The organism is Rubrobacter calidifluminis (assembly GCF_028617075.1).
Classification (GTDB): Bacteria; Actinomycetota; Rubrobacteria; order Rubrobacterales; family Rubrobacteraceae; genus Rubrobacter_E; species Rubrobacter_E calidifluminis.
In genome coordinates this window covers 49,191-75,027 of the sequence record NZ_JAQKGV010000012.1, presented here as the reverse complement: position 1 = coordinate 75,027, position 25,837 = coordinate 49,191, and the positions used below count along the sequence as shown (strand labels likewise).

28 protein-coding genes are annotated in these 25,837 nt (G+C 68.4%); 24 read left to right on the top strand and 4 right to left on the bottom strand.

The window, feature by feature from the left end; all coding sequences use genetic code 11:
• The first annotated feature begins 2 nt into the window (after window positions 1–2).
• The 10 genes from PJB24_RS10915 to PJB24_RS10870 are packed head-to-tail and all read left to right on the top strand — an operon-like array spanning window position 3 to window position 9,870.
• Window positions 3–1,085: a phosphopantothenoylcysteine decarboxylase domain-containing protein gene (locus PJB24_RS10915; RefSeq protein WP_273845773.1), complete on the top strand. Its 1,083-nt coding sequence runs from the start codon at window positions 3–5 to the stop codon at window positions 1,083–1,085.
• A complete protein-coding gene (metK, locus tag PJB24_RS10910) occupies window positions 1,078–2,307 on the top strand; it encodes a methionine adenosyltransferase (protein ID WP_273845771.1) in 1,230 nt (409 codons plus the stop codon). The genes PJB24_RS10915 and metK overlap by 8 nt, the downstream gene beginning before the upstream one ends.
• Window positions 2,308–4,515: a primosomal protein N' family DNA-binding protein gene (locus PJB24_RS10905; RefSeq protein ID WP_273845770.1), complete on the top strand. Its 2,208-nt coding sequence runs from the start codon at window positions 2,308–2,310 to the stop codon at window positions 4,513–4,515. It abuts the gene before it with no gap.
• Between the two features lie 6 nt (window positions 4,516–4,521).
• Window positions 4,522–5,019 (top strand): peptide deformylase, encoded by a 498-nt coding sequence (gene def / locus PJB24_RS10900; RefSeq protein WP_273845768.1) that lies wholly within the window; start codon window positions 4,522–4,524, stop codon window positions 5,017–5,019.
• Between the two features lie 20 nt (window positions 5,020–5,039).
• Window positions 5,040–5,960 carry a methionyl-tRNA formyltransferase gene (gene fmt, locus PJB24_RS10895; protein ID WP_273845766.1) on the top strand — a complete coding sequence of 307 codons (921 nt, stop codon included), beginning with the start codon at window positions 5,040–5,042 and terminating at the stop codon, window positions 5,958–5,960.
• A gap of 47 nt (window positions 5,961–6,007) precedes the next feature.
• Window positions 6,008–6,688 (top strand): PglD-related sugar-binding protein, encoded by a 681-nt coding sequence (locus PJB24_RS10890; RefSeq protein WP_273845764.1) that lies wholly within the window; start codon window positions 6,008–6,010, stop codon window positions 6,686–6,688.
• Entirely contained in the window at window positions 6,685–7,437 is a 753-nt protein-coding gene (locus tag PJB24_RS10885) for a prepilin peptidase (RefSeq protein WP_273845760.1), read from the top strand. Before PJB24_RS10890 ends, PJB24_RS10885 begins: the two co-directional genes overlap by 4 nt.
• A 9-nt stretch (window positions 7,438–7,446) precedes the next feature.
• Window positions 7,447–8,553 carry a type IV pilus assembly protein PilM gene (pilM, locus tag PJB24_RS10880; protein ID WP_273845757.1) on the top strand — a complete coding sequence of 369 codons (1,107 nt, stop codon included), beginning with the start codon at window positions 7,447–7,449 and terminating at the stop codon, window positions 8,551–8,553.
• A gap of 1 nt (window position 8,554) precedes the next feature.
• The gene (locus PJB24_RS10875; RefSeq protein WP_273845755.1) at window positions 8,555–9,238 is read left to right on the top strand and encodes a PilN domain-containing protein; all 684 of its coding nucleotides are present in this window, start codon (window positions 8,555–8,557) and stop codon (window positions 9,236–9,238) included.
• Window positions 9,235–9,870, top strand: coding sequence for a type IV pilus inner membrane component PilO (locus PJB24_RS10870; protein WP_273845752.1), 636 nt, complete (start codon window positions 9,235–9,237; stop codon window positions 9,868–9,870). Before PJB24_RS10875 ends, PJB24_RS10870 begins: the two co-directional genes overlap by 4 nt.
• A 212-nt stretch (window positions 9,871–10,082) precedes the next feature.
• Here the strand turns inward: PJB24_RS10870 and PJB24_RS10865 are convergent, their stop codons facing one another.
• Window positions 10,083–10,304, bottom strand: coding sequence for a hypothetical protein (locus tag PJB24_RS10865; protein ID WP_273845750.1), 222 nt, complete (start codon window positions 10,302–10,304; stop codon window positions 10,083–10,085).
• 141 nt (window positions 10,305–10,445) lie between these two features.
• Here PJB24_RS10865 and aroC point away from each other — a divergent pair, with 141 nt between their 5' ends.
• The 9 genes from aroC to recN all read left to right on the top strand — a co-directional run bounded on the left by aroC (window position 10,446) and on the right by recN (window position 18,393).
• On the top strand, window positions 10,446–11,615 hold the full coding sequence (gene aroC, locus PJB24_RS10860; protein WP_273845748.1) for a chorismate synthase: 1,170 nt from the start codon (window positions 10,446–10,448) through the stop codon (window positions 11,613–11,615).
• Entirely contained in the window at window positions 11,612–12,109 is a 498-nt protein-coding gene (locus tag PJB24_RS10855) for a shikimate kinase (RefSeq protein WP_273845746.1), read from the top strand. The genes aroC and PJB24_RS10855 overlap by 4 nt, the downstream gene beginning before the upstream one ends.
• On the top strand, window positions 12,094–13,167 hold the full coding sequence (gene aroB / locus PJB24_RS10850; RefSeq protein ID WP_273845744.1) for a 3-dehydroquinate synthase: 1,074 nt from the start codon (window positions 12,094–12,096) through the stop codon (window positions 13,165–13,167). The genes PJB24_RS10855 and aroB overlap by 16 nt, the downstream gene beginning before the upstream one ends.
• A gap of 125 nt (window positions 13,168–13,292) precedes the next feature.
• A complete protein-coding gene (gene efp, locus PJB24_RS10845) occupies window positions 13,293–13,850 on the top strand; it encodes an elongation factor P (protein WP_273845742.1) in 558 nt (185 codons plus the stop codon).
• Window positions 13,847–14,245, top strand: a complete 399-nt coding sequence (gene nusB, locus PJB24_RS10840) for a transcription antitermination factor NusB (protein WP_273845741.1) — start codon at window positions 13,847–13,849, stop codon at window positions 14,243–14,245. The genes efp and nusB overlap by 4 nt, the downstream gene beginning before the upstream one ends.
• On the top strand, window positions 14,238–15,125 hold the full coding sequence (locus tag PJB24_RS10835) for a polyprenyl synthetase family protein (protein WP_273845739.1): 888 nt from the start codon (window positions 14,238–14,240) through the stop codon (window positions 15,123–15,125). The genes nusB and PJB24_RS10835 overlap by 8 nt, the downstream gene beginning before the upstream one ends.
• Before the next feature lie 25 nt (window positions 15,126–15,150).
• Window positions 15,151–15,933, top strand: a complete 783-nt coding sequence (locus PJB24_RS10830; protein ID WP_273845868.1) for a TlyA family RNA methyltransferase — start codon at window positions 15,151–15,153, stop codon at window positions 15,931–15,933.
• Entirely contained in the window at window positions 15,926–16,729 is an 804-nt protein-coding gene (locus PJB24_RS10825) for an NAD(+)/NADH kinase (protein WP_273845737.1), read from the top strand. The genes PJB24_RS10830 and PJB24_RS10825 overlap by 8 nt, the downstream gene beginning before the upstream one ends.
• On the top strand, window positions 16,690–18,393 hold the full coding sequence (recN, locus tag PJB24_RS10820) for a DNA repair protein RecN (RefSeq protein ID WP_273845734.1): 1,704 nt from the start codon (window positions 16,690–16,692) through the stop codon (window positions 18,391–18,393). Before PJB24_RS10825 ends, recN begins: the two co-directional genes overlap by 40 nt.
• Before the next feature lie 6 nt (window positions 18,394–18,399).
• On the opposite strand, the gene PJB24_RS10815 is transcribed toward recN, so the two are convergent.
• On the bottom strand, window positions 18,400–19,386 hold the full coding sequence (locus PJB24_RS10815; RefSeq protein ID WP_273845732.1) for a dipeptidase: 987 nt from the start codon (window positions 19,384–19,386) through the stop codon (window positions 18,400–18,402).
• Window positions 19,387–19,601: 215 nt separating this feature from the next.
• Between PJB24_RS10815 and gfa the strand changes: the two genes are divergently transcribed.
• Window positions 19,602–20,183, top strand: coding sequence for an S-(hydroxymethyl)glutathione synthase (gfa, locus tag PJB24_RS10810; protein WP_273845730.1), 582 nt, complete (start codon window positions 19,602–19,604; stop codon window positions 20,181–20,183).
• A gap of 7 nt (window positions 20,184–20,190) precedes the next feature.
• Here the strand turns inward: gfa and fghA are convergent, their stop codons facing one another.
• Both fghA and PJB24_RS10800 read right to left on the bottom strand, forming a co-directional pair.
• The gene (fghA, locus tag PJB24_RS10805) at window positions 20,191–21,045 is read right to left on the bottom strand and encodes an S-formylglutathione hydrolase (RefSeq protein ID WP_273845728.1); all 855 of its coding nucleotides are present in this window, start codon (window positions 21,043–21,045) and stop codon (window positions 20,191–20,193) included.
• Between the two features lie 2 nt (window positions 21,046–21,047).
• Window positions 21,048–22,157, bottom strand: a complete 1,110-nt coding sequence (locus tag PJB24_RS10800) for an S-(hydroxymethyl)glutathione dehydrogenase/class III alcohol dehydrogenase (protein ID WP_273845726.1) — start codon at window positions 22,155–22,157, stop codon at window positions 21,048–21,050.
• A gap of 454 nt (window positions 22,158–22,611) precedes the next feature.
• Here PJB24_RS10800 and PJB24_RS10795 point away from each other — a divergent pair, with 454 nt between their 5' ends.
• The 4 genes from PJB24_RS10795 to pqqB all read left to right on the top strand — a co-directional run bounded on the left by PJB24_RS10795 (window position 22,612) and on the right by pqqB (window position 25,833).
• Complete coding sequence (locus PJB24_RS10795) at window positions 22,612–23,073, top strand: MSMEG_3727 family PQQ-associated protein (RefSeq protein ID WP_273845724.1); 462 nt, start codon at window positions 22,612–22,614, stop codon at window positions 23,071–23,073.
• Between the two features lie 12 nt (window positions 23,074–23,085).
• Window positions 23,086–24,774 carry a PQQ-dependent dehydrogenase, methanol/ethanol family gene (locus tag PJB24_RS10790; RefSeq protein ID WP_273845722.1) on the top strand — a complete coding sequence of 563 codons (1,689 nt, stop codon included), beginning with the start codon at window positions 23,086–23,088 and terminating at the stop codon, window positions 24,772–24,774.
• 31 nt (window positions 24,775–24,805) lie between these two features.
• Window positions 24,806–24,883, top strand: coding sequence for a pyrroloquinoline quinone precursor peptide PqqA (pqqA, locus tag PJB24_RS15930; RefSeq protein WP_420541929.1), 78 nt, complete (start codon window positions 24,806–24,808; stop codon window positions 24,881–24,883).
• A 65-nt stretch (window positions 24,884–24,948) separates the two neighbouring features.
• A complete protein-coding gene (gene pqqB / locus PJB24_RS10785) occupies window positions 24,949–25,833 on the top strand; it encodes a pyrroloquinoline quinone biosynthesis protein PqqB (RefSeq protein ID WP_273845719.1) in 885 nt (294 codons plus the stop codon).
• Window positions 25,834–25,837 lie beyond the last annotated feature (4 nt).

Here is a 25,837-nt window from a genome sequence, read left to right as displayed (position 1 = left end):
GGATGATCCAACTCCATGTCGGGCCCGGGCCCGGTGCGCTGGAGGCCCCGGAGCTCTGCCGGCGGCTTCTCGCCGCCGGGCATCAGGTCGGTCTCTCCTTAGAACCGGGAGCGACCCGCTTCGTCGGGCCGCTCGCCTTCTCGGGGCTCGCTCACGATCCGGCCGCCCTGCCGGGACCGGTCGCGGCCGTCGTCCACGCTCCGGCGTCCGCCGGTACGATAGCCCGGATCGCCGGTGGGCTCACGAGCCCTGGTGAAGACGCCCCGCTCGTTATCGCACCGGACCTCGACCCGCAGAGCGCGCTGCACCCCGCGGTGCGCGACAACCTCTCCCTGCTGCGCGGGTGGGGGTGTGCCGTGGTCGAGGGGACCGGGGGGAGGATGGCGCCGGTGCAGGAGATCGCCCGGGCCGTCTTCGGGGTGATCGGCGGCCCCCTTCGGGGGCTGAAGGTTCTGGTCAGCGCCGGGGGGACCCGCGAGCCGATAGACGGGGTGCGCTACATAGGCAACCGTTCCTCCGGAAAGATGGGCCTCGCGGTGGCCGAGGAGGCGGCGGCGAGGGGGGCGGAGGTCACGGTGGTCGCCGCGAACGTCGCCGGAGGCGGGAGCGGGTGGGTGCCGGTGGAGACCTTCGGCGAGATCCGGGAAGAGATCCTCCGGCGGGCGAAGGAGGCGGACGCGCTCGTCATGGCCGCCGCCGTCTCGGACTTCACCCCCGCCGCCCCCTTCCCGGGCAAGATGAAGCGCAAAGAGAAGCTCACCCTCGAGCTCGTCGCCACCGGGGACATCCTGCGCGAGGTCCGCGCCGGGAACCCCGACCTCTTCGTGGTGGGGTTCGCCGCGATCCACGGGGATCCCGTCGACGAAGCCCGGGAGAAGCTCCTCTCGAAGGGAGCCGACCTCGTCGTCGGCAACGACGTCTCGCGCGACGACATAGGTTTCGGAGCCGACGAGAACGAGGTGTACGTCGTGAGCGCCGGGCGCGAGTGGTTCTTCCCACGGGCCCCCAAACGCAGGATCGCCGGGGCTATACTGGACGTCATGGCCGAGGAGATGAGCAAGAAAGGTCGTAAGTCGAATGGTTGAGAAGGCCGTATCGGAGCCCGATGCCCGGGGGAGGGCGAGAGCGCGCACGTCGCACCTTTTGACGGCGGAGTCGGTCACGGAGGGGCACCCGGACAAGGTGGCCGACCAGATCTCCGACGCCATCCTCGACGCCGCGCTCGCCGACGACCCGGCGAGCCGCGTCGCCTGCGAGACGCTCGTCACCACCGGTCTCGTGATCGTGGCCGGCGAGATCACGACCAGGACCTACGTGGACATCCCGACGCTCGTCAGGGCGAAGATCTCGGAGATCGGCTACACGCGGGCGAAGTTTGGCTTCGACGCCGAGACCTGCGGGGTGATGACCTCCATCGATCCCCAGTCGGCGGACATAGCACAGGGGGTGGACCGCGCGCTCGAAGCCCGCGAGCGGGAGGGGCTCGACGAGATCGGGGCGGGAGATCAGGGGATGATGTTCGGCTACGCCTGCCGCGAGACCAAGGAGCTGATGCCGCTGCCGATAATGCTCGCCCACGCCCTGACGAGGAAGCTGGCGGAGGTGCGCAAGAGCGGCGAGCTAGAGTACCTGCGCCCCGATGGGAAGAGCCAGGTCACCGTACGCTACGAGGGAGCGCGCCCGGTAGCCGTCGAGAAAGTGCTCGTCTCCGCGCAGCACCGCGAAGGCGTCGAGAAGCGCATCCGCACTGATCTCCTCGAGGCCGTCATAGAGCCGGTGATGCCGGAGGAACTCTTCGACCGCAGGAAAGCGGAGGTGATCGTCAACCCCACCGGGCGGTTCGTGATCGGGGGTCCGCAGGGGGATACGGGCCTGACCGGGCGGAAGATCATCGTGGACACCTACGGCGGCGCGGTGCCCCACGGCGGGGGGGCATTCTCCGGCAAGGACCCGACGAAGGTGGACCGCTCGGGGTCTTACGCCGCGCGCTGGGTGGCGAAGAACGTCGTCGCCGCCGGGCTGGCGGAGCGGTGTCTGGTCCAGATAGCCTACGCCATCGGCGTGGCGCGGCCCGTGAGCCTCGCCATAGACACCTTCGGGACCGAGACGGTGGACCCGGCGCTCATCTTCTCGCTCGTCGAGGAACACTTCGACCTGAGGCCGGGGGCGATCATCCGCGACCTCAGGCTGCAGCGTCCGATCTACGGGGCGACCGCCGCCTACGGGCATTTCGGGCGCCGGGAGCCGGGGTTCACCTGGGAGGAGACGACCCGCGCGGAGGCCCTGCGCCGGGCGGCCGGCCTGTAGTTGGCGCACCCCGCAGGGGAGATGGAGGCGCTGGTCTGCCTCCTGATCGGCACGCACGCGCTGCCCCCGCTCGGCTACCGGGTTCCGGATCGTCTGGAGGGGAGGGTCGGGGTGGGCTCTGCGGTCGTGGCGCCGCTCTCGGGGATCTCCCGGATCGGGGTCGTGCTCGAGGTCTCGCCGCCGGGGAGCCTCTCCCGCGCGACGGAGGAGGTGAGGGGCGTTCTGGAGGAGCTCTCCCCGGGGCCGGAGCTGGTGGAGCTGTGCCGCTGGGCTTCCGAACGGGCGGCGGCGCCGCTGGCGCAGGTCCTTCGGGGGACGCTCCCGCCGGGGTTGGATGCCACCCACTACCGCGTGCGGGCTCCCCTGCCGGGCGGGCGTTTCGAGGAGGGGGCCCTCGTCTCCCGGCGTGCTCTGCGTCGGGCGCTCGGCCCCGAACGCCTGAGGCGGGCCGAGGAGGAGTGGTTCGTCGAACTCGCCCCCGGTGTCCGGGAAGACGAGAGGAGCAAGTGGGCCGTGGTCGTGGGGGGCGTTTCCGGGGGGCGGGAGTGGACCGATCCGCAGAGGCGTCTCTTCGAAGAGCTGGTCTGCCGGGGGGGAGAGTATCCCGTCGGCCGGCTGCTGGAGGAGACCGGAGCGCGCCGCGACGTCCTGCGCAGGCTCGCCGGGCGGGGGGCCGTACGGATCGAAGTTCGTCCTCCGGAGGTGATCCGGGGGAGCGAGAACCCGAAAGAGCGTCCCTTTCCCAGAGAGATGGACGCCGTCATGGCGCGCGGCGGGGCCTGGCTCTGGCGCCGTCCTTCGCCCGACCAGCCGCTCGTCGCCGCCGGGCTCGCAAGTACTGCCCTCTCGGACGGGTTCCAGACCCTGGTCCTCGTGCCCACCCGGGAGGACGCGGAGAGGGTGGCGCAGGAGGTCGGCCGGGTGCTCCCCGAGGGGCGCTCCGCCGCCGTCTACCACGCCGGGATTCGGGAGGGGCGGGCGGAGATCCACCGGGCGGTGCGTGCGGGGCGGGTGGATGTTCTGATCGGCACGCGGTCCGCCGTCTTCGTCCCGTTCGAGAGGCTTGGGGCGATCTGTGTCCTCGAAGAGCCGGACCTCGCCCACCGGGCGGAGGAGGGGTACGAAGGGGTGCCGCTGCACGTCAGAGATCTCGCGCTGCAGCGGGCGCGCATCGAGGGGGCGAGCGCGCTGTTTTTGTCCCCCGTCCCCTCCCTCGAGCTCTACGCCCGCAGGGGGAGGGAGGTGAAGGAGATCGCCCCGCCGGAGCGGACCCGATGGCCGGCCGGCCGGGTCGTGGATCTGCGGGGCACCGGGGCCCGGCTCGGGGGCTCCCTGGTCGAGACCTGCCGCCAGGCGGTGGAGGAGGGCATGTCCGTTGGGGTCGTCGTGACCCGGGTCGGGCACGGCCGGGTGCTCGTCTGCAATGGGTGCGGGGCCGTGGCGGTCTGTTCGCGCTGCGGTCTTAGCCTCTCCGTCCGCGACGAGAAGACGCTCGTGTGCAACGGGTGCGGGAAGGTCGAGCTTCGGACCGGGAGGTGTCCGGAGTGTGGCTCCGGGAGGATGAGCACCACGGGGATTGCCGCCGACGGGGTGAGGTCCGAGCTCTCCCGACGCCTCGCGAGGAGGGTCGGTCTGCTCACCGCCGGGCGTAGGGAGAGGGAGGATGCCGGGGTGGTCGTGGGAACCCCGCGGCCGATGCTCGCGTCGGAGTGGGACGTTGTCGCGCTCCCGGATGTGGACGGTCTCCTGCTCGGCAGGAGGGTGCGGGGAACCGAGGAGGCCTTCAGGCTGGTCTACCGGGCCACGGAGCGTACCAGGACCCTGCTCGTGGTGCAGAGCCGCGTGCCGGACCACTACGCCCTGCGCGCCGCCCTCGAGGGCGACTATCCGGCCTTCGCGCGCAGCGAGCTGTCCCGCCGGCGCGCCTTCGGCTATCCGCCGTTCGCCCATCTCGCCGAGATCGTCCTCGAAGGGGACGGGGAACCGCTGGCCCGTGCGGTAGAATTCTTTCTCGAAGAGTCCGCCAGGCACCGGGTCGAGGCGATCGGTCCGGCGCCCGGCCCCGAGGGAACTTCGCGGCGCCTGCTCCTGCGCGGGACGGAGCCGTACCGGGTGGCGGCCGCCGCGCTCGAGCCGTACGCGGCGTTGAGCAGGAAGAAGGCGCGGGGCCTTAAGGTACGCGTCACCATCGATCCACAGGAGGTCTGATCTCACGTGCTCGAGATAAGGAAGTTCGGCGACCCCGTCCTGAAGTCCCGGGCCACGCCGGTGAAGAAGTTCGATGAGTCGCTGGCCCGGCTGGCCGGGGAGATGATCGAGACCATGCACGCGAGCGAGGGGGTCGGGCTTGCCGCCAACCAGGTCGGATACCTCAAGCGGATCCTCGTCGCCACGGCCGACGATAAGGACTACGTGCTGGTCAACCCCGAGATCCGGGAGCGTTCATCGGAGGTCGTCACGAGCACGGAGGGGTGTCTCTCCATACCCCACGTGCAGGTGGACGTGGAGCGTGCGCGCCGGGTGGTCGTGAGCGGCCAGGACCTCCAGGGCGACCCGGTCGAGATCGAAGCCGAAGAGCCGCTGGCGATCATACTGCAGCACGAGATCGACCACCTGGATGGCATCCTGATCCTGGACCGTACCGACCGGGAGTCGCGCAAGCGTGCTCTGCGCGAGATGCGGGAGCGAACGCTGGCCGGCAGGCAGCAGTAGAAGGTTCCGGACTCATCACCTTGAAGGTAGCCTTCGCCGGTACGCCGGAGTTCGCGGTGCATATCCTGGAGGGGCTGCTCGGCTCCGGACACGAGGTTGGGCTCGTTGTATCGCAGCCACCGAGGAGGCGGGGACGGGGTAGAAAGTTTTCCCAGACACCTGTCGGCAAGCTCGCCGCCTCACGTAACCTCGATCTCGTTCAGCCCGAGGACATCGGGGAGGTCACGGACCGGATAGCCTCCTCGAGCGACGTCCTGGTCGTCTCGGCCTACGGCCAGATCCTCCGCAGAGAGGTGCTCGAGGCGGCGCGTCACGGGGCGTACAACGTGCACCCCTCCCTCCTGCCCGCCTACCGCGGGGCGGCCCCCGTCGAGCGGGCCATAATGAACGGCGAGAAGGTCACCGGCGTCTCGATCATGAAGATGGACGAGAGGCTCGACACCGGCCCCGTCGCGCTCAGGCAGGAGGTGGAGATAGGCCCGGAGACCACCGGCGGCGAGCTCTCCGGGCGGCTCGCTCGGATCGGGGCGGACCTCCTCGTGCGGGTCCTGGACGACCTCGAGGCCGGACGCCTGCACCTCGAGGAACAGGATCACTCCCGCGCCACCTACGCCGCGAAGATCTCGCCGGAGGAGAGGTTCATCCGCTGGGAGGATCCTGCCCGGCGGGTGCACGATCACGTGCGGGCGCTCTCCCCGCACATCGGAGCCCGAACCACCCACCCCGACGTCGAGGGGCCCGTCAAGGTCTGGCGCACCCGAATCGCGCGTGACGTGGCAGGGCTTGGACCGGGTGAGATCCTGGCGCAGAAGGAGCGTCTTCTGGTCGGATGCGGCGAGGGTGCGCTCGAGATCCTGGAGCTTCAGCTTCCCGGGGGGCGCCCGCTATCTGCCGGGGAATTCCTGCGCGGACACCGGCTCTCCGGGGCCTTCGGAGGCTAGGCCGGGCGCAGCGGACTCCCATGGATGTTAAACTGGCTCGCCAGAGCATGCGAGGGGAAGGCGAGACAGAGAGGGCCCGCAGCGGAGTCGGCGTCTCGGAACCCGAACCCGAAGCCCGGCGGGTCGGTTTCGAGGAGGAGACCAGGATCGCCATCGTCGGGGCCGGGGGATACGGGCGGGTCGCGCTCGACGTGCTCATAGCCGCGGGCTACGAGGGCTGCATCCTCGGTTTCTACGACGACGCCCATCCCATGCTCGACAGCCACGTGCGCGGCTACCCGGTGCTCGGGGACGTGGCCATGCTCAAGAGCATGCTCTCCGTGGAGCCCGTCTCCGTCGTCGTCGCCATAACCGACAACCGGGCGCGGCTGCGCGTGGCCAACTCCATAAGGGGGCTCGGCGGCACGTTCTTCACCGCTGTCCACCCCTCCGCCTACCTCTCCGACGCAGCCGTGGTCGGCGACGGGACCGTCGTCGGTCCCGGATGCACGGTCTACCCGGACACGATCGTGGGGAGTCACTGTTGCCTGGGTCCCTCCTCGGTGGTCGAGCGCGACGCGGTCGTCGGCGCCGGGGTGTGGGTCGCGGCCGGGGCCGTGGTGGGGCCCGGGGCACAGGTCGGTGCGCGGGCCGTGCTCGGGCAGAACTCGAGCGTGGGGCGCAAGGCCGTGGTGATGGAAGATGGAAGGGTGAGCGCGCTCGAAGCCGTCGAGCGGAGGGGCGGATGAGCCTTGCCCTGCTCACCGCGCTCTTCGGGCTTCTAGTCGGCAGTTTCCTGAACGTCGTGATCTATCGCGTCCCGCGCGGGCTCTCCGTCGTCTGGCCGCCCTCCCACTGCCCCGTCTGCCGGGGAACGATCTCCCCCAGGGACAACGTACCGGTGCTCTCCTACCTCCTGCTGCGGGGCAGGTGCCGCCGCTGCAAGGCGCACATTCCGCTGCGCTATCCGGCGGTCGAGCTCGCCACGGCGCTGCTCTTCGGGGCCGCGGGATATACCTTTGGGTTGGGGATGGACCTGGCGCGGGCGCTGGTTTTCGTCTGTGTTCTGATAGTGCTCGCCGCGACCGATGCGGACCGACGCATCTTACCCAACGCAGTAGTATTGCCGGGGGCGGCGGCCGGGCTGCTGCTCTCGTTCGCAGCAGACCCCGCGCACTGGTGGGTATATCTCCTGGCCGGGGCGGGCGTAGGTGCGGCGCTCCTCCTGCTCTGGCTCCTATATCCTGGGGGCATGGGGATGGGGGACGTGAAGATGGGCGGGATGCTCGGCGCCTTTCTCGGCGGGTACGCGGCGCTCGCCGTCTTCCTCGGGGCCCTGCTCGGTGCCCTGGTCGGCGTGGGTCTCATGCTTGGGGGCAGGGCCGGACGCCGCAGCGCCCTGCCGTTTGGTACCTTCATGGCTTTCGGGGGGATGGTGGCGCTCTTCTGGGGGCGCGACATCTGGGAAATCTACCTCGGCCTTTTGTCGGGCGGGTAGGGGGCCGGCTTGGGGCGTCTCAGGTTGCCCGGGAGGGCGCAGGCGGTCGGGCTGGAGATGGACAGCGGGGCGCTGAAGGCGGTGCAGATCTCCCGCACGAGAGCCGGGCTCGTGCTCCGTCACGTCGGCTACCACCGGCTCGCGCCGGGGGCGATAGAGGAGGGGGAGGTCGCCGACCACGACCTGCTCGCCGCGGAGGTGAAGAACTTCTGGGGAGAGCACTCCTTCAAGGGCAGGGACGTCTATCTCGGGGTCGCCAACCAGGAGGTGATAGTCAGGCTGCTCTCCCTGCCGCGCATGCAGCCATCGGACCTCAGGAGCGCCCTCTCCTTCGAGGCTGCGGAGCACGTCCCGATGCCGCTCGAGGAGGCCGTGATAGACCACGTGGTGCTCGGGCCGGACCCGGCCGACCCGGACTCCGACCGGGTGCTGCTCGTCGCCGCCCGGCGGGAGATGGTGGCTCGCTACGCCTCGGCCGTGCGGGTGGCCGGCCTGAGGCCCGTGGGGGTGGATTTCAAGCCGCTGGCCATCTCACGCACGACTCTGCCCCGGGATATCCCGCTGCAGGAGAGTGCCGCCCTGCTCGTCGATATCGGCACGGAGATGACCTGCGTCGCGATCTGTGAGGAGGACGGCCCCGTCCTCACCAGCCTGGTTCCACTTGGAGCGCAGGACTTCGTGCGGGAGATCTCCGGGGTCGCCTCTATCCCGGAGGACGAGGCCGAGGAGCAGTTGATGAACCCCCACATCCGGCTGGGGTTCGAGCCGGTGGAGGAGCCGGAGGAGACCCCAGATGAAGCCGAGCGGGCCCTTCTGTACGATATCAGGCGTGCGCTTGAAGGCGTTGTAGGGAGGTTGGCCGGGGAGGTGCAGCGCTCCATCGAGTATCACTACTCATACTCCGGGGCCCGGGAGGTCTCCGAGATGTTCGTCTCCGGGGAGGGGGCTGTGGTCCCCGGGATCGCGGAGTACATGGGGGACGTACTGGGTATCGCGTCTCGCAAGGGACGGCCACTACGGAGGTTCGCCGCCAACGAGTCGAACGTCTCCGACGAGCAGCTCGAGGTGATGGAGCCGGTGCTGGCGGTGGCCGCCGGACTGGCCCTAGAGGAGTAGGATGCGGCGTGTCAACCTCCTCCCCGAGGAGGAGCGCGGCCGGGCGGGTCCATCGCTCAGGGAGGGGAACACGGTGCAGCTGTTGCTCATCCTTGGGGCCGCCCTGCTCGTGTTGATGGTCGGGGTGTACGTGCTCTTCCTGGTCAGGATAAACTCGGAGGAGGACCAGATAGCCGGTCTCGACCGTCAGCTGGCAACCCAGCGCGCGCGCCTGGCGGCCCTGGCTCCCTACCAGGGGCTCGAGACGAGGCTGCACCAGAAGGAGGAGGTCGCCGACGGGATATACCGCTCGCGCTTTGCGTGGGATGCCTTCTTCCGGGCGCTCTCCTATGTGATACCCGATTCCACCGCGCTCAGGAGCCTGAGCGCGAAGGCCCCGCCGGTGAACGTCAACGCCTCCCCGGGACATGAGCTCACCCCGCCCGGCGAGGTCTCCTTCACCGGGGTGGCGCTCGGCGGCTACGAGGACGTCGCGGCGTTCCTGGTGCAGATGGACAGCCTCCCTTACCTGAGTGATACTCGCCTCAACTCGGCGACGCTCGATCGCAAGACCTACGTGCGCCCGGTGATAGACTTCGACGCCACCTCCCGGCTGGTGGTGAGGGTGGGGCAGGAGGGGGAGCGGCTCCCTCTGGAGGGCTCCTCCGGCTCCCGGCGTCCCCGGGCGCAGGGGGGTGGGCCGTGAACCCCCGCGACCGCAACATACTGATCGGCGCCATCGTGGCCGTCGTGCTCGTGGTCGTCGCCTACTACGTGTTCCTGCTGGGGCCGGCACGCAGCCGCTACGCCCGACTGCAGCGCCAGCACAGCAGCAAGCAGGCCGAACTCGCCCGGCTCGAGAGCAGCGTGGCGCACCTGAACCGGGTCAAGCAGCAGTCTCCGAGGATACAGCGCCAGCTTCTGCAGCTCGACAAGCGCCTGCCGAACAGCCCCCAGATCCCGACCCTGCTCGTACAGCTGCAGGAGATCTCCCGGGCCTCCGGCGTCACCCAGCTTTCGATCAAACCCGGCTCCCCGGAGCCGCCGGTTGGGGGTGGAGACTTCTCCCGCATACCGATTACAATGTCCTTCGAAGGTTCATACGATCAGATGCAGGACTTCTACACCCGCCTGTTGAACCTGGCGCGCCTGGTTTCGGTCACGCAGGTGACCTACCAGCCGGCCGGGGGGACCACCGGGGCGGGATCGGGAGGAGGGATGCTGCAGGTCCAGATCGAGGCCGAGGTCTATGTACAGCCACCCATCGGGCAGACGGGAGGCGGCTCCGCGCCGCCTGCTCCGGTCACCTCCGGTGGGGCTGCTACTGGAGGTGGATAGGGGGAGGCTGTGTCCAGGATCTCTGTTGGATGGGCTGTGGGCGTGATCGCGGTTTCCTTCGCCGTGCTCTTTTTGCTGTGGTCCTTTTCAGGCAGGTTTTACGAGAACGATGGATCTGGCACGTCCGCGTTCCATCGCGCGGCGGACGTACAGGCCGGGAATAAGGCGGCGAGCACTACCTCCTCGGCTGGCCCGGGCGAGTCCTTCGCTGCCTACGGTCCCCCGAAGGACCCTTTCAGGGAGCTGCTGGCCCGGGCTAAAACCGGTGAGAAGAGCCCCGCCCCGGCACGCGGCGGTAGGAAGGGCTCCCACACGTCGGCCTCCGGTAGATCCCCGACCCCCAGCCGTCCCCCGGCGCACGCCGCCTCACGGGGGACATCCTCCCGTCCGGCGTCCTCCGAGGCCGGCCGCGGCAGACCCGTATCCCGGCCCACCCCTGCCTCTTCCCACCTCGCAGGAGGGCGGAGTAATCCGGGCCGCGCATCCGGTTCGGCTACCCGGAGTGGGGCGCTCTTCGATAGCGGCGGGAACCTTCCGTTACCCTGAGAGAGATAGAGAGGCGTGAATATACGAATATGAGGTTCGATTTTTCTACGGCGGGAGAGTCCCACGGCCCGGCGGAGGTCACGATAGTGCACGGCGTGCCCGCGGGGCTCAGGCTCCTGGCCGAGGACGTCAACCGGGATCTTGCGCGCCGCCAGCGCGGCTACGGGCGCGGCGGGCGTCAGAAGATAGAGAGGGACGAGGTAGAGTTTCTCGGCGGGGTCCGCCACGGGTACACGCTGGGCTCCCCGGTCGCGATGCTCGTACGCAACCGCGACTACGCCAACTGGGAGCAGAGGATGAACCCCGCGCCCGTGGAGGATCCGCCGAAGCCCATCACCCTGCCGCGTCCCGGGCACGCCGACCTCGCCGGGATGCAGAAGTACGCCACGGGTGATCTGCGCAACGTCCTCGAGCGCTCGAGCGCCCGGGAGACGGTAGCGCGGGTGGCCGCCGGGGCGGTGGCGAGGAGGCTGCTCGCCGAGTTCGGGGTGAGCATCTCCAGCGCCGTCTACCGCATCGGCGGGGCGTCGATGGAGAGGGAGCGCGCCGCGCTGGAGGCCGACAAGGCCGACTCGTCCGAGGTCCGCTGCCCCGATCCCGAGGTCACGGAAAAGATGAAGGCCGAGATAGACGCGGCGCGCCGGGCGCGCGACGCGCTGGGCGGGGAGTTCGTCGTCGTCGCCGAGGGATGTCCGCCGGGGCTCGGGTCCTACGTGGACTGGCGGGACAAGCTCGACGCCCGGCTGGCGCACGCGGTCATGTCCATAAACGCGATAAAGGGCGTCGAGATCGGGATGGGCTTCGGCCTCGCCCGGCGCCGCTCGAGCGAGGTACAGGACGAGATCCTGCCGGGCGGGGGGTTGCCGGTGAGGGCGACCAACCGGCTCGGGGGGCTCGAGGGCGGGATGACCAACGGCGAGCCCGTCGTCGTCTCGGCGGCGATGAAGCCCATCTCGACGATAGCCCGGGCGCTGAGGACGGTCGACGTCTCGAGCGGGGAGGAGGCGCGCGCGTTCAAGGAGAGGGCGGACTCCTGCGCGGTGCCGGCGGCGGCGGTGATCGGGGAGGCGATGGTCGCGGTGGTGCTCGCGGAGGCCTTCCTGGAGAAGTTTGGCCGGGACAACCTCACCGACATCCGGGCCTCCTACGAGGCGTACATGGGCCGCCTGCGCGGCGGGTTCGGCGCGGGGGGGAGTTGAAGGGCCCGCTGGCGATAATCGGGTATATGGGGAGCGGCAAGAGTACGGTGGGCCGCATCCTCGCCCGCCGGCTCGGCTGGGAGTTCGTGGACCTCGACACCGAGATCGCGGTGCGCGAGAAGCGTCCGATCCCCCAGATCTTCCGGGAGTCGGGCGAGGGGTACTTCAGGGACCTCGAGAGCAGGGGGCTCGCGTGGGCGCTGGGTACGGAGGAGCGGGTCGTGGCCTGTGGGGGAGGGGTGGTGCTGAGGGAGGAGAACCGCAGGCTCCTCTCCGCGGCATCCACGGTCTTCCTGGAGGAGGATCTCGGCGTACTCTACGCCAGGACGCGGGGCGACTCCCGGCCGCTGCGGGGTACTTCCAGGGAGGAGTTCGAGCGGCGCTACGCCGAGCGTGAGGCGCTGTACGCGGAGTCCTGCGGCCTCAGGGTCCTGGTCGACGGCAGGACGCCCGAGGAGGTGACCGAGGAGGTTCTCCGGTGGATGAAAGGATAGAGATCGGGGGGGATAACCCGTACCCGGTGGTGCTCGGGGAGGGGATCGACCTCGCCGGGGCGCTCGAAGGGATGATCGAGGGCGGGCCGTGCGCCCTGCTCACGGACTCGGAGGTCGGGGCGCACCATGCCGGGGAGGTCGTCCGTGCTCTCGAGCGTGGAGGCTGGCGGGTGGTCTCGGTGGTCGAAGTGCCTCCCGGAGAGCACTCCAAGAGCCTCGAGACCTACGGGCGGGCGGCGGCCGCGCTCGCGCGCGACGGCCTGACCCGCGACGGGACGCTCTTCGCGCTCGGCGGAGGGGTCGTGGGGGATCTCGGGGGCTTCCTCGCCGCCACCTACATGCGGGGGGTGGGGCTCGTGATGCTGCCGACCTCGCTTCTCGCGATGGTGGACAGCGCCGTCGGAGGCAAGACGGGGATCGACCTCCCCGAGGGGAAGAACCTGCTCGGGGCTTTCGTCCGTCCCAGGGCGGTCGTGGCGGACCTGGCCTGGCTCCGAACGCTGCCGGAGCGCGAGGTCTCGTGCGGGCTCGCCGAGGTGGTGAAGATGGGGCTTTTATGCGGGGGCGGGTTCTTAGAGGATCTCGCGCTCGTCGGGGCGGCCCGCGGCGGGGACATGGTGGCCGTGCGCACGCTCGTCGCCCGTTCGGTGCGGTTCAAGGCCTCGGTGGTCGCCTCCGACGAGCGGGAGCGCGGCCGGCGCGCCATCCTCAACTACGGGCACACGATAGGACACGGCATCGAGGCCGCCTGCGGGTACGAGATCAGGCACGGGGAGGCCGTCGCCGTCGGGATGCTCGCCGAGGCCGACCTCTCGCGCGAGAGGTTCGGTCGGGACCTGCTCGGGCTGCATCGGGAGCTCGTCGGGCTCGCCGGGCTCCCCTCGCGGGCTCCGGGGGTGCGGGTAGGGGACGTCCTGCTCGCGATGCGCCGGGACAAGAAGCGCACGCAGAAGGACGTTCATCGCTTCGTCCTTCTGCGGGACGTCGGTGAGCCCGTGTGGGGGGTGGAGGTCGGAGAGGAGGAGGCTGGGCGGGCCGTGGAGAGGGTCGTCGCCTGAAGATTTTCTCCGGAGACGCGGGCACGATGTGTGCGATAATATCCACTTGCCCGGACGGGGCGGCGAGCCTGGGAGGTATCTGTCTCTCTATGTGTGGCTGAAGATGCGTGCGAGGTGATCTGCGTATGATATCCACGAACCAGTTCAAGAACGGATCGGCGATAAAGGTGGACGGCAAGAGGTTCACGATCCTCTACTTCCAGCACGTGAAGCCCGGCAAGGGGGGGGCCTTCGTCAGGACGCGCCTGCGCAACATGGACACCGGGGCGGTCATAGAGAAGACCTTCCGGGCCGGGGAGAAGGTCGAGGACATAAGGACCGAGTCCAAGGAGATGCAGTACCTCTACCGGGACGGGGACCTCTTCTACTTCATGGATCTCGAGACCTTCGAGCAGGTCGCGATCCCGCTGGATGTCGTCGGGGACGCGGTCAACTACATCGTGCCCAACGGCACGGTGAGCGTACTCTACGCCGACGGGGAGGTAGTGAGCGTGCAGCCCCCGGCCCACGTCGACCTGGAGGTCACCCAGACCGACCCCGGCGTCAGGGGGGACACGGCCACGGGCGGGAGCAAGCCGGCGACGCTGGAGACCGGGCTCGTCGTGCAGGTCCCGCTCTTCATCAGCGAGGGTGACCGGGTGAGGGTCGACACCCGCACCAGAGAGTATCTGACCCGGGTATGAGCCGCAGGAGGGCACGCAAGCAGGCATTCATGGTGCTCTACCAGGGCGACGTGACCGGCGAGCCCGTCGAGAAGCTCATGGCCCGCTGGACCCTGTTCAAGGGAGAGCTCGACCCCTACGCCCGCCGTCTCATCCACGGGGTGGACGAGAGGCGGGCGCTGCTCGACGAGAGGCTCGAGGTCGCCTCGGAAGGATGGCCGGTCTGGAGGATGAACGCCGTGGACCGCACGATACTGCGCCTCTCGCTCTACGAGATACTCCACGTCGAGGACGTCCCCTTCGAGGTCGCGGTCGCGGAGGCGAAGGAGCTGGCCAAGGGGTTCTCCGGAGAGGAGGCGCCGGCCTTCGTCGGGGGGGTCCTGCGGGGGGCCGGAAGGCTGGTCGAGCATGGATAGCATGCTGCGGTGGGAGAGCCACCGCGAGAGGTTCGAGGAGTACCTGCACGGGCTGCGCTTCTCGCAGAACCCGGAGCTCGGTCCGCTGGTCGAGGCGATGCGCTACGCGATGCTCTCCGGCGGCAAACGCGTACGTCCCACGCTCTGCATGGAGTCGGCGTGGGTCTTCGGGGCCGACCCGGAGCTGGTGCTGCCGTCCGCGGCCGCGATAGAGCTCATCCACACCTACTCGCTGATCCACGACGACCTGCCGGCGATGGACGACGACGACTTCCGGCGCGGGCGCCCGACGGTGCACAGGAAGTACGGTGAGGCGATGGCGATCCTCGCCGGGGATGCCTTCTTCGGCGAGGCGCTCACCCTGATCACGGTCCACCAGAAAGGCACCCCGGAGCAGGTGCTGGAGGTGGTGCGCGAGCTCGCCGCCTCGACCGGTGTCGAGGGGATGGTCGGCGGGCAGGTTCTGGACATAAACTTCACCGGGGCCGGATCCGAGGTCGACACCGAGACGCTCTACATGATCCACCGCTACAAGACCGGCGCCCTGATCAAATCCTCGGCGCGCATCGGGGCGATCCTCGCCGGCGCCTCTGCGGAGGAGCAGGCCGCGATCTCGGAGTACGCGCTCGAGCTCGGGCTCTGCTTCCAGATCGTCGACGACGTGCTCAACGCCACCTCGACTGCCGAGAAGCTCGGCAAGAGCGCCGGCAGCGACGCCGAGCGGGGTAAGGCGACGTTCGTGAGCGTCTTCGGCGTGGAGGGGGCGCGGCGGGAGGCGGATGCCGCCACCGAGCGGGCGCTCGCGGCGCTCGACCGGATCGGTGGGGACGTCTCCGGGCTGCGGGAGATGGCGATGTTCGTTCGACACCGGGAGAGTTGAGCCGAGAGGTGATGCGAGGGTGAGGATGGTGCGCCTCGACCGCCTGCTGGTCGAGCGCGGGCTCGCCCCGGGCGGGAGCCGGGCGCGGGAGATGGTGCTCTCGGGAGCCGTCCGGGTGCGTGGGGAGGTGTTTGGGAAGCCCGGCCGGCGGGTGCGCGAGGACGAGGAGATCTCCGTCGAGGAGGGCGCCGGCCGCTACGTCTCGCGCGCGGCGGCGAAGCTCGAGGCGGCGCTCGAGCGGTTCGGCCTCACCGTCGAGGGGCTGGATTGCCTGGACGCCGGGTGCTCGCGGGGTGGTTTCACGGAGGTCCTGCTGCGGCGGGGGGCCCGGCGGGTGATCGCGGTGGACGTCGGGCACGGGCAGCTGCACCCTTCGCTCGCGCGGGACGGGAGGGTATGCTACATGGAGGGGACGAACGTGCGCCACCTCTCCGGCGGTGATCTCCCCTTCCCTCCGCGGTTTCTCGTTGCGGACCTCTCCTTCATCCCGCTCGGGGTGGCGCTCGCCGGGCTCCTCTCGAGCACGCCTTCGATCGAGGAGGCCGTCGTCCTGGTCAAGCCCCAGTTCGAGGCCGGTCCGGAGGGGGTCGGGCGCGGGGGGCTCGTGAGGGACCCCGAAATCCGCCTGCGGGTCGTGCTCAGGGTGGCGGAGGCGATGGGGTCTTTGGGATTCGGGGCGCGGGATCTGATGCGGGCGCCGGTCGCCGGGAGACGCGCCGGAAACGGCGAGTACCCGATGTACCTCGTGAGGGGGGCGGGGAGCGCGCTGGGAGAAGGGCGCATCCGGGAGGTGGTCGCCGGTGAATGAGGTGAGAAGGGTCGGGATCGTGCGCAACCCGGAGGTCAGCGGCGGCTACTTCGAGCGGCTGGTGGCCGCCCTGGAGAAGGAGAAAGTCGAGATCGAGAAGGTCGTCGAGGCGGACGGGGGACCCGGGTATCCGGTGGACGCCGACCCCGACCTCGTCTTCGTCCTCGGGGGGGACGGGACGATGCTCAGGGCCTCGCGGATCTTCCCGGGGAGGGTGCTGCTCGGGGTGAACCTGGGCAAGGTGGGTTTCATGAGCGGGATGCTCCCCGAGGAGATCGAATCCGGCGTCGAGCAGGTCACGGGAGGCGGGCTGCACATCCAGGACTACCGGATGCTCGAGGTGCGGGTCGGGGATGAGGCGGCGACGAGCCTCGCCGCCAACGACGCCGTGCTCGTCAAGCAGAGGACGCACCAGATCATCTCGGTCGACGTCTCGGTGGGGGGGGAGGAGCTCTTCGCCTTCCGCTGCGACGGGTTCATCGCGGCCACCCCGCTCGGGTCCACGGCGTACGCGCTCTCGGCGGGGGGGCCGATCGTCTCGAACGACGCCCAGTGTTACGTGCTGGTCCCGATAGCCCCGCACGCGCTGGTGAGCCGGCCGCTGGTCCTGGGCGAGAAGCAGACCGTCGAGCTCAGGCTGGTCGAACGGAAGGCCCTGCTCTCGCTCGACGGGGCCGAGCCGCGCGAGATCTCGCCGGGGGAGAGCGTGAGGGTGAGGCTCTCGAGGGAGAGCGTCAGGATAGCCCGCACCGGCGGGTGGACGTGGTGGCGGGCGGTGAGGAGGACCTTCTTGTAGTGCTTTCGCGGCTCTCCGTAGAGAACGTCGCCCTGATAGAGAGGGTGAGCCTGGAGTTCGAGCCCGGGCTGAACGTGATCACGGGGGAGACGGGCACCGGGAAGACGCTCCTGGCGACGGCGCTGCAGCTGCTTCTCGGCGCACGGGCCCGGGCCGAGACGGTGCGCGCCGGGGCGCAGAGGGCCACGATCGAGGGAGAATTCGGGCTTCCCGGGGATCTGGCGGAGGGGATCCTCCGGGAGACGCTCGGGGATCTGGCGGAGGAGATCGAGCCGGAGGACGGGATCGTGCTGCGGCGGACGATCACGCCGGACGGGCGATCCCGCTGCTACGTGTGCGGGGTCTCGGTGCCGGTGCGGGCGCTGGCCGCGCTGGGCGGACGGCTGGTCTCCTACCACGGCCAGCGGGAGCAGGCGAGGCTCTCCGATCCCTCGGAGCAGCTCGCGATCCTCGACGACTTCCTGGACAAGGGGGCGCGCCGGGCGAGGGAGGGGCACGCGGCGCTCTGGACCGAGGTGGAGAGAAAGCGTCGCCAGCTCGAAGATCTCAAAGGGTCCGAGGAGGCGCGCCTGAGGGAGCTGGACTTCCTGCGCTACCAGATCTCGGAGATCGAAGAATCGGGCTACAGCGCGCGGGAGGTGGAGGAGCTCAGGCGCGAGCAGCGCCGGCTGCGCAACGTGGCCGAGCTCGCGGGCTCCGTCTCGGCGGCGGCCGCGGCGCTCTCTTCGGAGGAGGGAGGGGCGAGCGAGGCCCTGGCCTCGGCCGCCCGTGAGCTGGAGTCGGCCTCCCGGCACGACGAGGAACTCTCGGGGCTGGCCGGGAGGCTCTCCGGGCTCTCGGCGGAGCTGGACGACGTGCTCTACGAGCTGAGGTCCTACGCGAACGACCTGGAGGCCGACCCGGCGAGGCTGGAGGAGGTGGAGGCGCGCCTCGAGGAGCTGCGCTCGCTGGAGCGGAAGTACGGGGAGGACGTCCCGGGTTACCTCGAAGAGGCCAGGGAGCGCCTCTCGGGGCTCGAGAACTTCGAGGCGGAGACGGCCGGCCTCGAGCGGGAGATAGAGGAGGGGGCGGCCCGGCTTGATGAGCTCGCGGGGAGGCTCTCGGAGGGCAGGAGGGAGGCCGCTCGAATCCTCTCGCAGAGGGTGCAGGAGAACCTCGAGGGGCTGAACCTGGGGCAGAGCGTCTTCCGGGCGGTGCTCGAGCCCGCGGAGGCCGGTCCTTCGGGCCGGGAGCGGGTGGAGTTCGTCGTCCAGCCGAACCCCGGGGAGCCGGAGCTCGCGGTGAGGCGCTACGCCTCCGGCGGCGAGCTCTCCAGGATCATGCTCGCCATCCGCCTCGCCCAGCGCCGGGAGGATCCCGCGCTGAGCTACGTCTTCGACGAGGTGGACGCCGGGATCGGAGGCGAGACGGCGACCGCGGTGGGCCGCAGGCTCGAGGAGCTCGGGCGGCGCTGCCAGGTGCTCACGATCACGCACCTGCCGCAGATAGCCTCGGTGGCGGGATCCCACGTGGTGGTCTCCAAGGGGGAGCTGGACGGGAGGACGGTCACGCGGGCGGTGCGGGTCGAGGGGGAAGAGCGAAGGCGGGAGATCGCCCGGATGCTCTCCGGGAGGGTCGACGGCGCCTCCCTCGCCCACGCCGCGCGGCTCCTCGAGGAGGAATAGGGTCTCTCAGCGGCCCCACGTCTTGCGCAGGACGCGCAGCCAGTTCTCGTGCGCGATTTTCTTGAGGTCTTCCTCGCCGTAGCCGTGCTCCCGGAGCGCCTGCATTAGGCGGGGCAGGCCCCTCACGTCACCGATGGCGTCGGGGATGCGGATCCCATCGAAGTCCGAGCCGAAGCCGACCCTCTCCATGCCGAGGTGCTCAACTAGGTGGTCGATGTGCCGGACCATGACCTCGATGGGGGTATCGGTATCCTCGGAGCCGTCCTCGCGCAGGAAGTGGACCCCGAAGTTCAGCCCGACCATCCCGTCCGAGGCGGCTATGGCCTCAAGCTGCGCGTCGGTGAGGTTGCGCGGGGAGGGGCAGATGGCGTGGGCGTTGGAATGGGTCGCGACGAGCGGCGCCTCGCTCAGTTCGGCCACGTCCCAGAACCCGCGCTCGTTCAGGTGCGAGACGTCGATCACGATGCCGAGCTCGTTGCAGGTGCGGACCAGGCGCCGCCCGGCCTCGGTGAGGCCCGCCCCGGTGTCCGGCGTGCTCCCGAACCGCACGCGCACCCCCTCGGCGAAGGCGTTGGGGCGGCTCCAGACTATCCCCAGCGAGCGCAGCCCGGCGCGGTGGAGCACGTGAAGCGCGTCGAGGTCCGTGTCTATGGCGTCGGCACCCTCCATGTGGAGCACGGCGGCAAGGATGCCCTCGTTTATGCAGCTTCGTATCTCTGCGGCGCTGCGGACGATCCTGACCTGCCCCTCGGAGAGCTTCTCGATCCTGAACAGGGTGGCCGCGGCCGAGAGGGAGTGCCGCAGCGCGTAGGAAGGATCTAGCGTCTCGTGCGCAGCCTTCCCTTCCGGCGGCGGGACCCACACCGCGAACATCCCGCCCCCGAAGCCGCCCTCCCGCGCCCTCGGCAGGTCCAGGTGTCCCTCTTCCCGGCGCTCGAAGAAGCCGGCCGGGCCGTCGAGCCGCTCGAGCACGTCGTTGTGACCGTCGAACACGATCGGAAATCCAGCCTCTGACACTGATAAACCTCGCTCTCGAAGACTTCAGCGACGGCAGCCGAACGATGCAGTCTACCCGAACCTGCAGACCCTTCACTACCGGATATAGTAATCGTTTGCACAATGTACGAGTCGTATGATATATTTATGTCTAGCTGGAAAAGACCGGGTTGCCTCCGGTATCACCTCTTTTGTCAGGAGGAGTGTGGGGGATGACTGATTCCTTCTCGATACATCCGCTGGTGGATGGTGGCGTCGAGCGTGGCCGGGAGGGTTTTTCCGGCAGCACGCTGATGTGCAGGTGCACCGCCGACCCGGTCGAGGTCTCCGTGCAGAGCGAGTTTCTGTACAACCACCTGTGCGGTTGCACCCAGTGCTGGAAGCCCGAGGGGGCGTTGTTCTCGATACTCGCGGCTGCACCACGTGAGCGTGTCAGGGTGGCGAGCAACGAGCAGAAGCTTGCGGTCGTGGATCCGAACAAGCTGCTCCACCGCTACGCCTGCCGGGACTGCGGCGTGCACATGTACGGCGTGATCGAAGACCCCGAGCACGTGTTCCATGACTTCGCGTTCATACATCCCGAGCTCTCGCGCGACCCCGGGTGGAACCCGCCGACTTTTGCCGCGTTCGTGTCTTCGGTCATCGAGTCGGGCTTCCCGCCTTCGCGCATGAGCGAGCTCCGTTCGCGTCTCAGGGAGCTGGGGCTCGAGCCCTACGACTGCTACTCGCCGGAGCTGATGGACATCATCGCGGCGCACGCGGCCAGGCGAGCGGGGGTGTTGCAGGAGGAGTAGGCCGGACCTATCCCCCGGCGTCCGAGAGTGCCCGGGCGTGGTGTCTTATGTGGTCCTCCATGAAGGTGGCGATGAAGTAGTAGCTGTGGTCGTAGCCGGGGTGGCGCCGCAGCTTCAGGGGTTGACCAGACTCCCGGCAGGCTGCCTCGAACGCCTGCGGGGAGAGCTGCTCTGCGAGGAACTGATCCTCCAGGCCCTGATCTATCAGGATGGTCCCATCGAAGGTGCGTCCCGCCTGCACCAGCTCCGTCGCGTCGTGCTCCCTCCAGCGTTCCTCGTCTTCGCCGAGGTAGCGCCCGAAGGCCTTCCTGCCCCAGGGTACCTCCACGGGGTGGCAGATCGGGGCGAAGGCCGAGACCGATTGGTAGAGGGAGGGGTTCTTGAGCGCCAGGGTGAGCGCGCCGTGGCCGCCCATCGAGTGCCCGAAGATACCCTGTGCATCGGTGCGGGCGGGGAAGTTGTCCCGGATCAGGCCCCTCAGCTCCTGGGTGACGTAGGTGTACATGTTGTAGTTGGTGGCCCAGGGCTCCTCGGTTGCGTCCACGTAGAAGCCGGCTCCCGTGCCGAAATCCCAGTCCTCCTCATCCGGTATGGTCTCGCCGCGGGGGCTCGTGTCCGGGGCGACGAGCATGAGGCCGTACTCCGCGGCGTAGCGTTGCGCGCCGCCCTTCGTCTGGAAGGTCTCCTCGGTGCAGGTGAGCCCGGCCAGGTAGTAGAGGACCGGCACCGGACCATCTTCGGCCTGCGGCGGCAGGAAGACCGAGAAGGACATCTCGCACGAGCAGGCCTCCGAGGGGTGGCGGTAGAAGCCAACGGCACCATCGAAGCAGCGGTGCTCCTCGATCGTCTCCAGGGAGGGCATCGTCAGTAGATCACCACGCTGCGGATGGACCTGCCCTCGTGCATCAGGTCGAAGGCGGTGTTTATCTCCTCCAGGGGCATCGTGTGGGTTATGAGGTCGTCTATGTTGATCTTGCCCTCCATGTACCAGTCGACGATCTTCGGTACGTCGGTGCGGCCCCGCGCTCCGCCGAAGGCGGTCCCCCGCCAGACCCTTCCCGTGACGAGCTGGAAGGGACGGGTCGAGATCTCCTCTCCGGCGCCGGCGACTCCTATGATGATCGCCTCTCCCCAGCCCCGGTGGCAGCACTCGAGTGCCTGGCGCATCACGTTCACGTTGCCGATGCACTCGAAGGTGTAGTCCGCCCCTCCTCCTGTGAGATCGATCAGGTAGGGGACGAGATCCCCCTCGACCTCGTTCGGGTTTACGAAGTGGGTCATCCCGAACCTCTCGGCCAGCTCCCTTTTGGCCGGGTTTATGTCCACCCCCACGATCATGTCCGCACCGACCATCCGGCAGCCCTGGATGACGTTGAGCCCGATCCCACCGAGCCCGAAGACGACAACGTTCGCCCCCGGCTCCACCTTAGCCGTGTTTATCACCGCCCCGATACCGGTCGTCACCCCGCATCCGATGTAGCAGACCTTGTCGAAAGGTGCATCCTCCCGGATCTTCGCCACCGCTATCTCTGGAAGCACGGTGTAGTTGGCGAAGGTCGAGGTGCCCATGTAGTGGTGGATCATGCGCCCGTCGAGCGAAAAACGACTCGTCCCATCCGGCATGACCCCCCGCCCCTGCGTCTCCCGGATCGCCGTGCACAGATTTGTCTTGCGGCTCAGACACGCCTCGCACTCCCGGCACTCGGGGGTGTAGAGCGGGATCACGTGATCCCCCTCCTTCACGCTCTTCACCCCCTCACCGACCTCGACGACGACCCCCGCGCCTTCGTGACCCAGAATCGAGGGGAAGAGCCCCTCCGGGTCCGCCCCGGAGAGCGTGTAGGCGTCCGTGTGACAGACCCCCGTGGCCTTCAACTCGACCATCACCTCGCCCTCCTTGGGCCCCTCCAGCTGAACCGTCTCCACGCTCAAGGGCTTGCCCGCCTCAAATGCTACAGCGGCCTTCACGTCCATGCCGTCCTCCTCTCACCGAGCCGGAATCCCGGAGATGTCCCAGGCACCCCAAGGGCCCTCGCCACACCCGGACTGAACCTCTCCAGAAACCTCCGTTTACCCTCCTACAGTCTAGTGCCGATCGAAACCAGAGACAAGCATGGAACGTCGCTGGCTGCCATGTAGTTAGTAATATTTGATTTTAAAAGCCTTAAGCTTGCATACATGAGGGCTTGAGTGGGTGATCCAGGGCAGTTCTTGACACAAAAAGATCAATGGGGTATCATCAGCACCGCGGTTATCAGCGCGGATGATCTTTTGGGGAAAGGCGAAGCATTGGACGTGGTGGTCTGATGGTGCCGAATCTTCCGGGGCTGGGAAAGGGGGTGAGATCCAGGGGAAGATCTATGTGACTGAGTACGGGGTATGGTTTTGTGGGGAATCGTCTCTTTGCTCTGCAGGAGGAAACGCACTGATGCCGGAGACGACGAAGCTCCCCAAAAGTGTGGAGGAGCTAGGGTTAGACAGGCAGAACAAGGCGGCGCTCGGCCGGCTTCTCGCCCACGGCAACCTTGCCTGGGCTGAGGAGGGGTCTGACGGCAGGATGCGCGCCACGCTCAGGATCCCGCCTGATGAGCTCGTGTGGGATCCTGCGATCCTGGTCATGCCGCATGGCGGGGATCTTGAGCTTGAGATCTATAACGACGACAACAACACCCACTGTGCGGTTTTGCCGAGCAACGGGGACAACCAGTTTCTGTGGCTCGTCAACCGCTCCCGGGGGACGGCGACCATCAACCTCGACGGTCCTGGCTACTACTGGTATGGCTCTCGGACGGGCAACGACGAGGGGAGAGGTCTTACCGGGGTGATCGCCGTACTTGGGGATGCTCCACCGGAAGCCCGTCTCGACCGCCCGCCCCAGCCGCGACCGTAGGAAGGAGGGGTCATGACCACTGAGTATGTGGACGCCGGGAGTGCCATCAGGCAGGCGGCGCTGAGCGGTGTGGTCGGCAAGGCGCCGCCGGTGGCGCGTGGCGTCACTTACGAGCGGATTCTGAACGCCCGACTTGAGCCGCAGAACTGGCTCACCTACTACGGGACCTACGACGGGCAGCGTTACAGCCCGCTCGATCAGATCAACACGGAGAACGTCAGGCGCCTGACCCCTGCCTGGGTCTTCCAGTGTGGTTCGGTCGGCATGCACTCCGGTGCCTCGACCTACTCGTTTGAGGCTACCCCGATAGTCGTGGACGGGGTCATGTTCATCGCCGGATGGGATGGATGGGTCTGGGCGCTCGACGCCGCAACCGGTCAGGAACTGTGGCGCTACAAGCACGCCATCCCGTACGACGTCTCTTTGTGCTGCGGTAACGTCAACCGCGGGGTTGCCGTGGCGGAGGGCAAGGTATTCGTCGTCACCGCCAACGCCCACGTTCTCGCGCTCGACGCTGAGACCGGCGAGTGTGTGTGGGACAAGACGTGTGGTGACGTGAGGGCCGGCGAGAGCCTGACGCTGGCCCCGCTGGTCGTGAAGGACATGGTCATCGTCGGGAGCTCCGGTGGGGAGTTCGGTGTGCGCGGCCACCTCGACGCCTTCAAGATCGAGGATGGCGAGCACGTCTGGCGCTGTTACACTATCCCCAAGCCCGGTGAGCCGGGTTCTGAAACCTGGCCCTCCGAGGGCGATGCCTGGGCGCGGGGTGGTGCGAACTGCTGGGTGACGGGCACCTACGACCCGGAGCTCAACCTGCTTTACTGGGGTACCGGCAACCCGGCGCCCGACTTCGACGGGGAGGTGCGCCCGGGTGACAATCTCTACACCGACTGCGTCATCGCCGTCGACGCCGACAGCGGCCAGATAAAGTGGCACTACCAGTACACGCCGCACGACGTGTGGGACTACGACTCCACGATGGAGAACATCCTCTTTGAGATGGGCGGGCGCAAGCTGCTCGCTCACTTCGACAAGAACGGGTACTTCTTCATCCTGGACCGCACCAACGGCGAGCTGGTGAGGGTTGCTCCCTTTGTCGACAGGATCACCTGGGGCGAGATCAGCCCTGATGGGACGGTCACGCCGAAGGTTTACCCGGACAAGGAGGGGGAGCCGGTTCATTTCTGGCCGGGGCCTGCCGGTGGCAAGGAGTGGACGCACGCGGCCTACAGCCCGAGGACGAAGCTCTTCTACGTCCCGGTGCAGGAGGTCGGGGCGACCGCCACGCGGCGTCGCAGAGAGTTCAAGGAGAGCATCCCGTACTGGGGGGCCGGCGTCGAGGTCGACATAAAGGACATGTACGGTTATGTGGGCGCCTTCGACCCGGCAAACGGTAAAGAGGCCTGGCGCTGGCGCAACGAGGTGCCGATGTGCGCCTCGGTCCTGGCCACCGGCGGTGATCTCGTCTTCGCCGGTGAGCCCACCGGTGAGTTCAACGCGCTCGACGCCCGCACCGGGGAGCTCCTCTGGCAGTTCCAGTGTGGAAGCGGGCATCACAGCAGCCCCGCCACCTACAGCGTCGACGGCCGGCAGTACATCGCCGTCCCGGTGGGCTTCGGTGCCTGGGCCGAGGGGTTCGCGCCGATGATGCTCGGTGCACCGCAGGGGGACGCTCTCTTCGCCTTCGCCCTGCCGGAGTGAACGTTCTTCGAGAAAGGAGGTGATCGGCTCCATGGAGTGGAAGACCCCGGATTTCGAAGAGATAGAGACCAGAGCTGAAGTAACCGCTTACGCCGGCACCTGGAAGTAGGCGGTGAACGACGGGGCCGGGCCACGTGGCCCGGCCCCGTCGCGATGGAGGGGTGGGTTGTGTGGGTGCGCGTGCTCGGAGCGGCTGCCGGAGGAGGGTTCCCGCAGTGGAACTGCGGTTGCCCCTGCTGCCGGGCCGTACGTGAGGGCTCGAGGCCCTGCCGCTCGCGCACCCAGTCCTCCGTCGCCGTGAGCGCTGACTACCGGAGATGGTTCCTCCTCAACGCTTCACCGGACGTTCGCGCTCAGATCGAATCTTTCGATGCCCTGCACCCGCGTGGGCTGAGGGAGAGCCCCATCGAAGCCGTGTTGCTGACGGACGCGGAGCTCGACCACACCGCCGGGTTGCTGTTTTTGCGGGAGGCTGAAGGGGTGGAGGTACACTCCACTGCGGCTGTACGCGAGGTCCTTCTTACGGGTACCGCCGTGCTGCGTACGCTGGAGGCATTCACCAGCGTCGGGTGGCGCAGGGTCGTCGCAGGGGAGGAGGCGCAGCTCGGAGGTGGCCTTCTTCTCTACCAGGCGTTTGAGGTACCGACCAGAAAACAGGCCCGTTTCGGGGGCGGGAGGGAGAGCGTGATCGGGTACCGCATCACCGACGGGCGTGCTGGCGGGAGTCTGGTGTACCTGCCGGGGGTTCAGGAGCTGACGGAGGGGGTGCTCGATCAGATCGAGAGAAGCAGTTGCCTGCTCTTCGACGGTACCTGCTGGCGGGATGACGAGCTGATCCGGCTCGGCGTCTCCGGGAAGAGCTCGCGCGAGATGGGGCACCTGCCAGTGGGTGGTGAGGACGGCAGTCTGAAACGGCTCTCTGCGCTCGATATCCCACGCAAAATCTATGTCCACATCAACAACACCAATCCCATCCTGCTCGAAGACTCACCCGAGCGGCGTGCCGTCGAGGAGGCGGGGCTCGAGGTGGCCGAGGACGGGATGGAGCTGGAGGTCTGAAAGG

Coding starts and splice junctions, on each gene's coding strand:
- PJB24_RS10915 (WP_273845773.1), top strand. CDS start 3: ATGATCCAACTCCATGTCGGGCCCGGGCCCGGTGCGCTGGAGGCCCCG.
- metK (WP_273845771.1), top strand. CDS start 1,078: ATGGTTGAGAAGGCCGTATCGGAGCCCGATGCCCGGGGGAGGGCGAGA.
- PJB24_RS10890 (WP_273845764.1), top strand. CDS start 6,008: ATGCGAGGGGAAGGCGAGACAGAGAGGGCCCGCAGCGGAGTCGGCGTC.
- PJB24_RS10885 (WP_273845760.1), top strand. CDS start 6,685: ATGAGCCTTGCCCTGCTCACCGCGCTCTTCGGGCTTCTAGTCGGCAGT.
- PJB24_RS10875 (WP_273845755.1), top strand. CDS start 8,555: ATGCGGCGTGTCAACCTCCTCCCCGAGGAGGAGCGCGGCCGGGCGGGT.
- aroC (WP_273845748.1), top strand. CDS start 10,446: ATGAGGTTCGATTTTTCTACGGCGGGAGAGTCCCACGGCCCGGCGGAG.
- efp (WP_273845742.1), top strand. CDS start 13,293: ATGATATCCACGAACCAGTTCAAGAACGGATCGGCGATAAAGGTGGAC.
- nusB (WP_273845741.1), top strand. CDS start 13,847: ATGAGCCGCAGGAGGGCACGCAAGCAGGCATTCATGGTGCTCTACCAG.
- PJB24_RS10835 (WP_273845739.1), top strand. CDS start 14,238: ATGGATAGCATGCTGCGGTGGGAGAGCCACCGCGAGAGGTTCGAGGAG.
- PJB24_RS10830 (WP_273845868.1), top strand. CDS start 15,151: ATGGTGCGCCTCGACCGCCTGCTGGTCGAGCGCGGGCTCGCCCCGGGC.
- gfa (WP_273845730.1), top strand. CDS start 19,602: ATGACTGATTCCTTCTCGATACATCCGCTGGTGGATGGTGGCGTCGAG.
- fghA (WP_273845728.1), bottom strand. CDS start 21,045: ATGCCCTCCCTGGAGACGATCGAGGAGCACCGCTGCTTCGATGGTGCC.
- PJB24_RS10800 (WP_273845726.1), bottom strand. CDS start 22,157: ATGGACGTGAAGGCCGCTGTAGCATTTGAGGCGGGCAAGCCCTTGAGC.
- PJB24_RS10795 (WP_273845724.1), top strand. CDS start 22,612: ATGCCGGAGACGACGAAGCTCCCCAAAAGTGTGGAGGAGCTAGGGTTA.
- PJB24_RS10790 (WP_273845722.1), top strand. CDS start 23,086: ATGACCACTGAGTATGTGGACGCCGGGAGTGCCATCAGGCAGGCGGCG.
- pqqA (WP_420541929.1), top strand. CDS start 24,806: ATGGAGTGGAAGACCCCGGATTTCGAAGAGATAGAGACCAGAGCTGAA.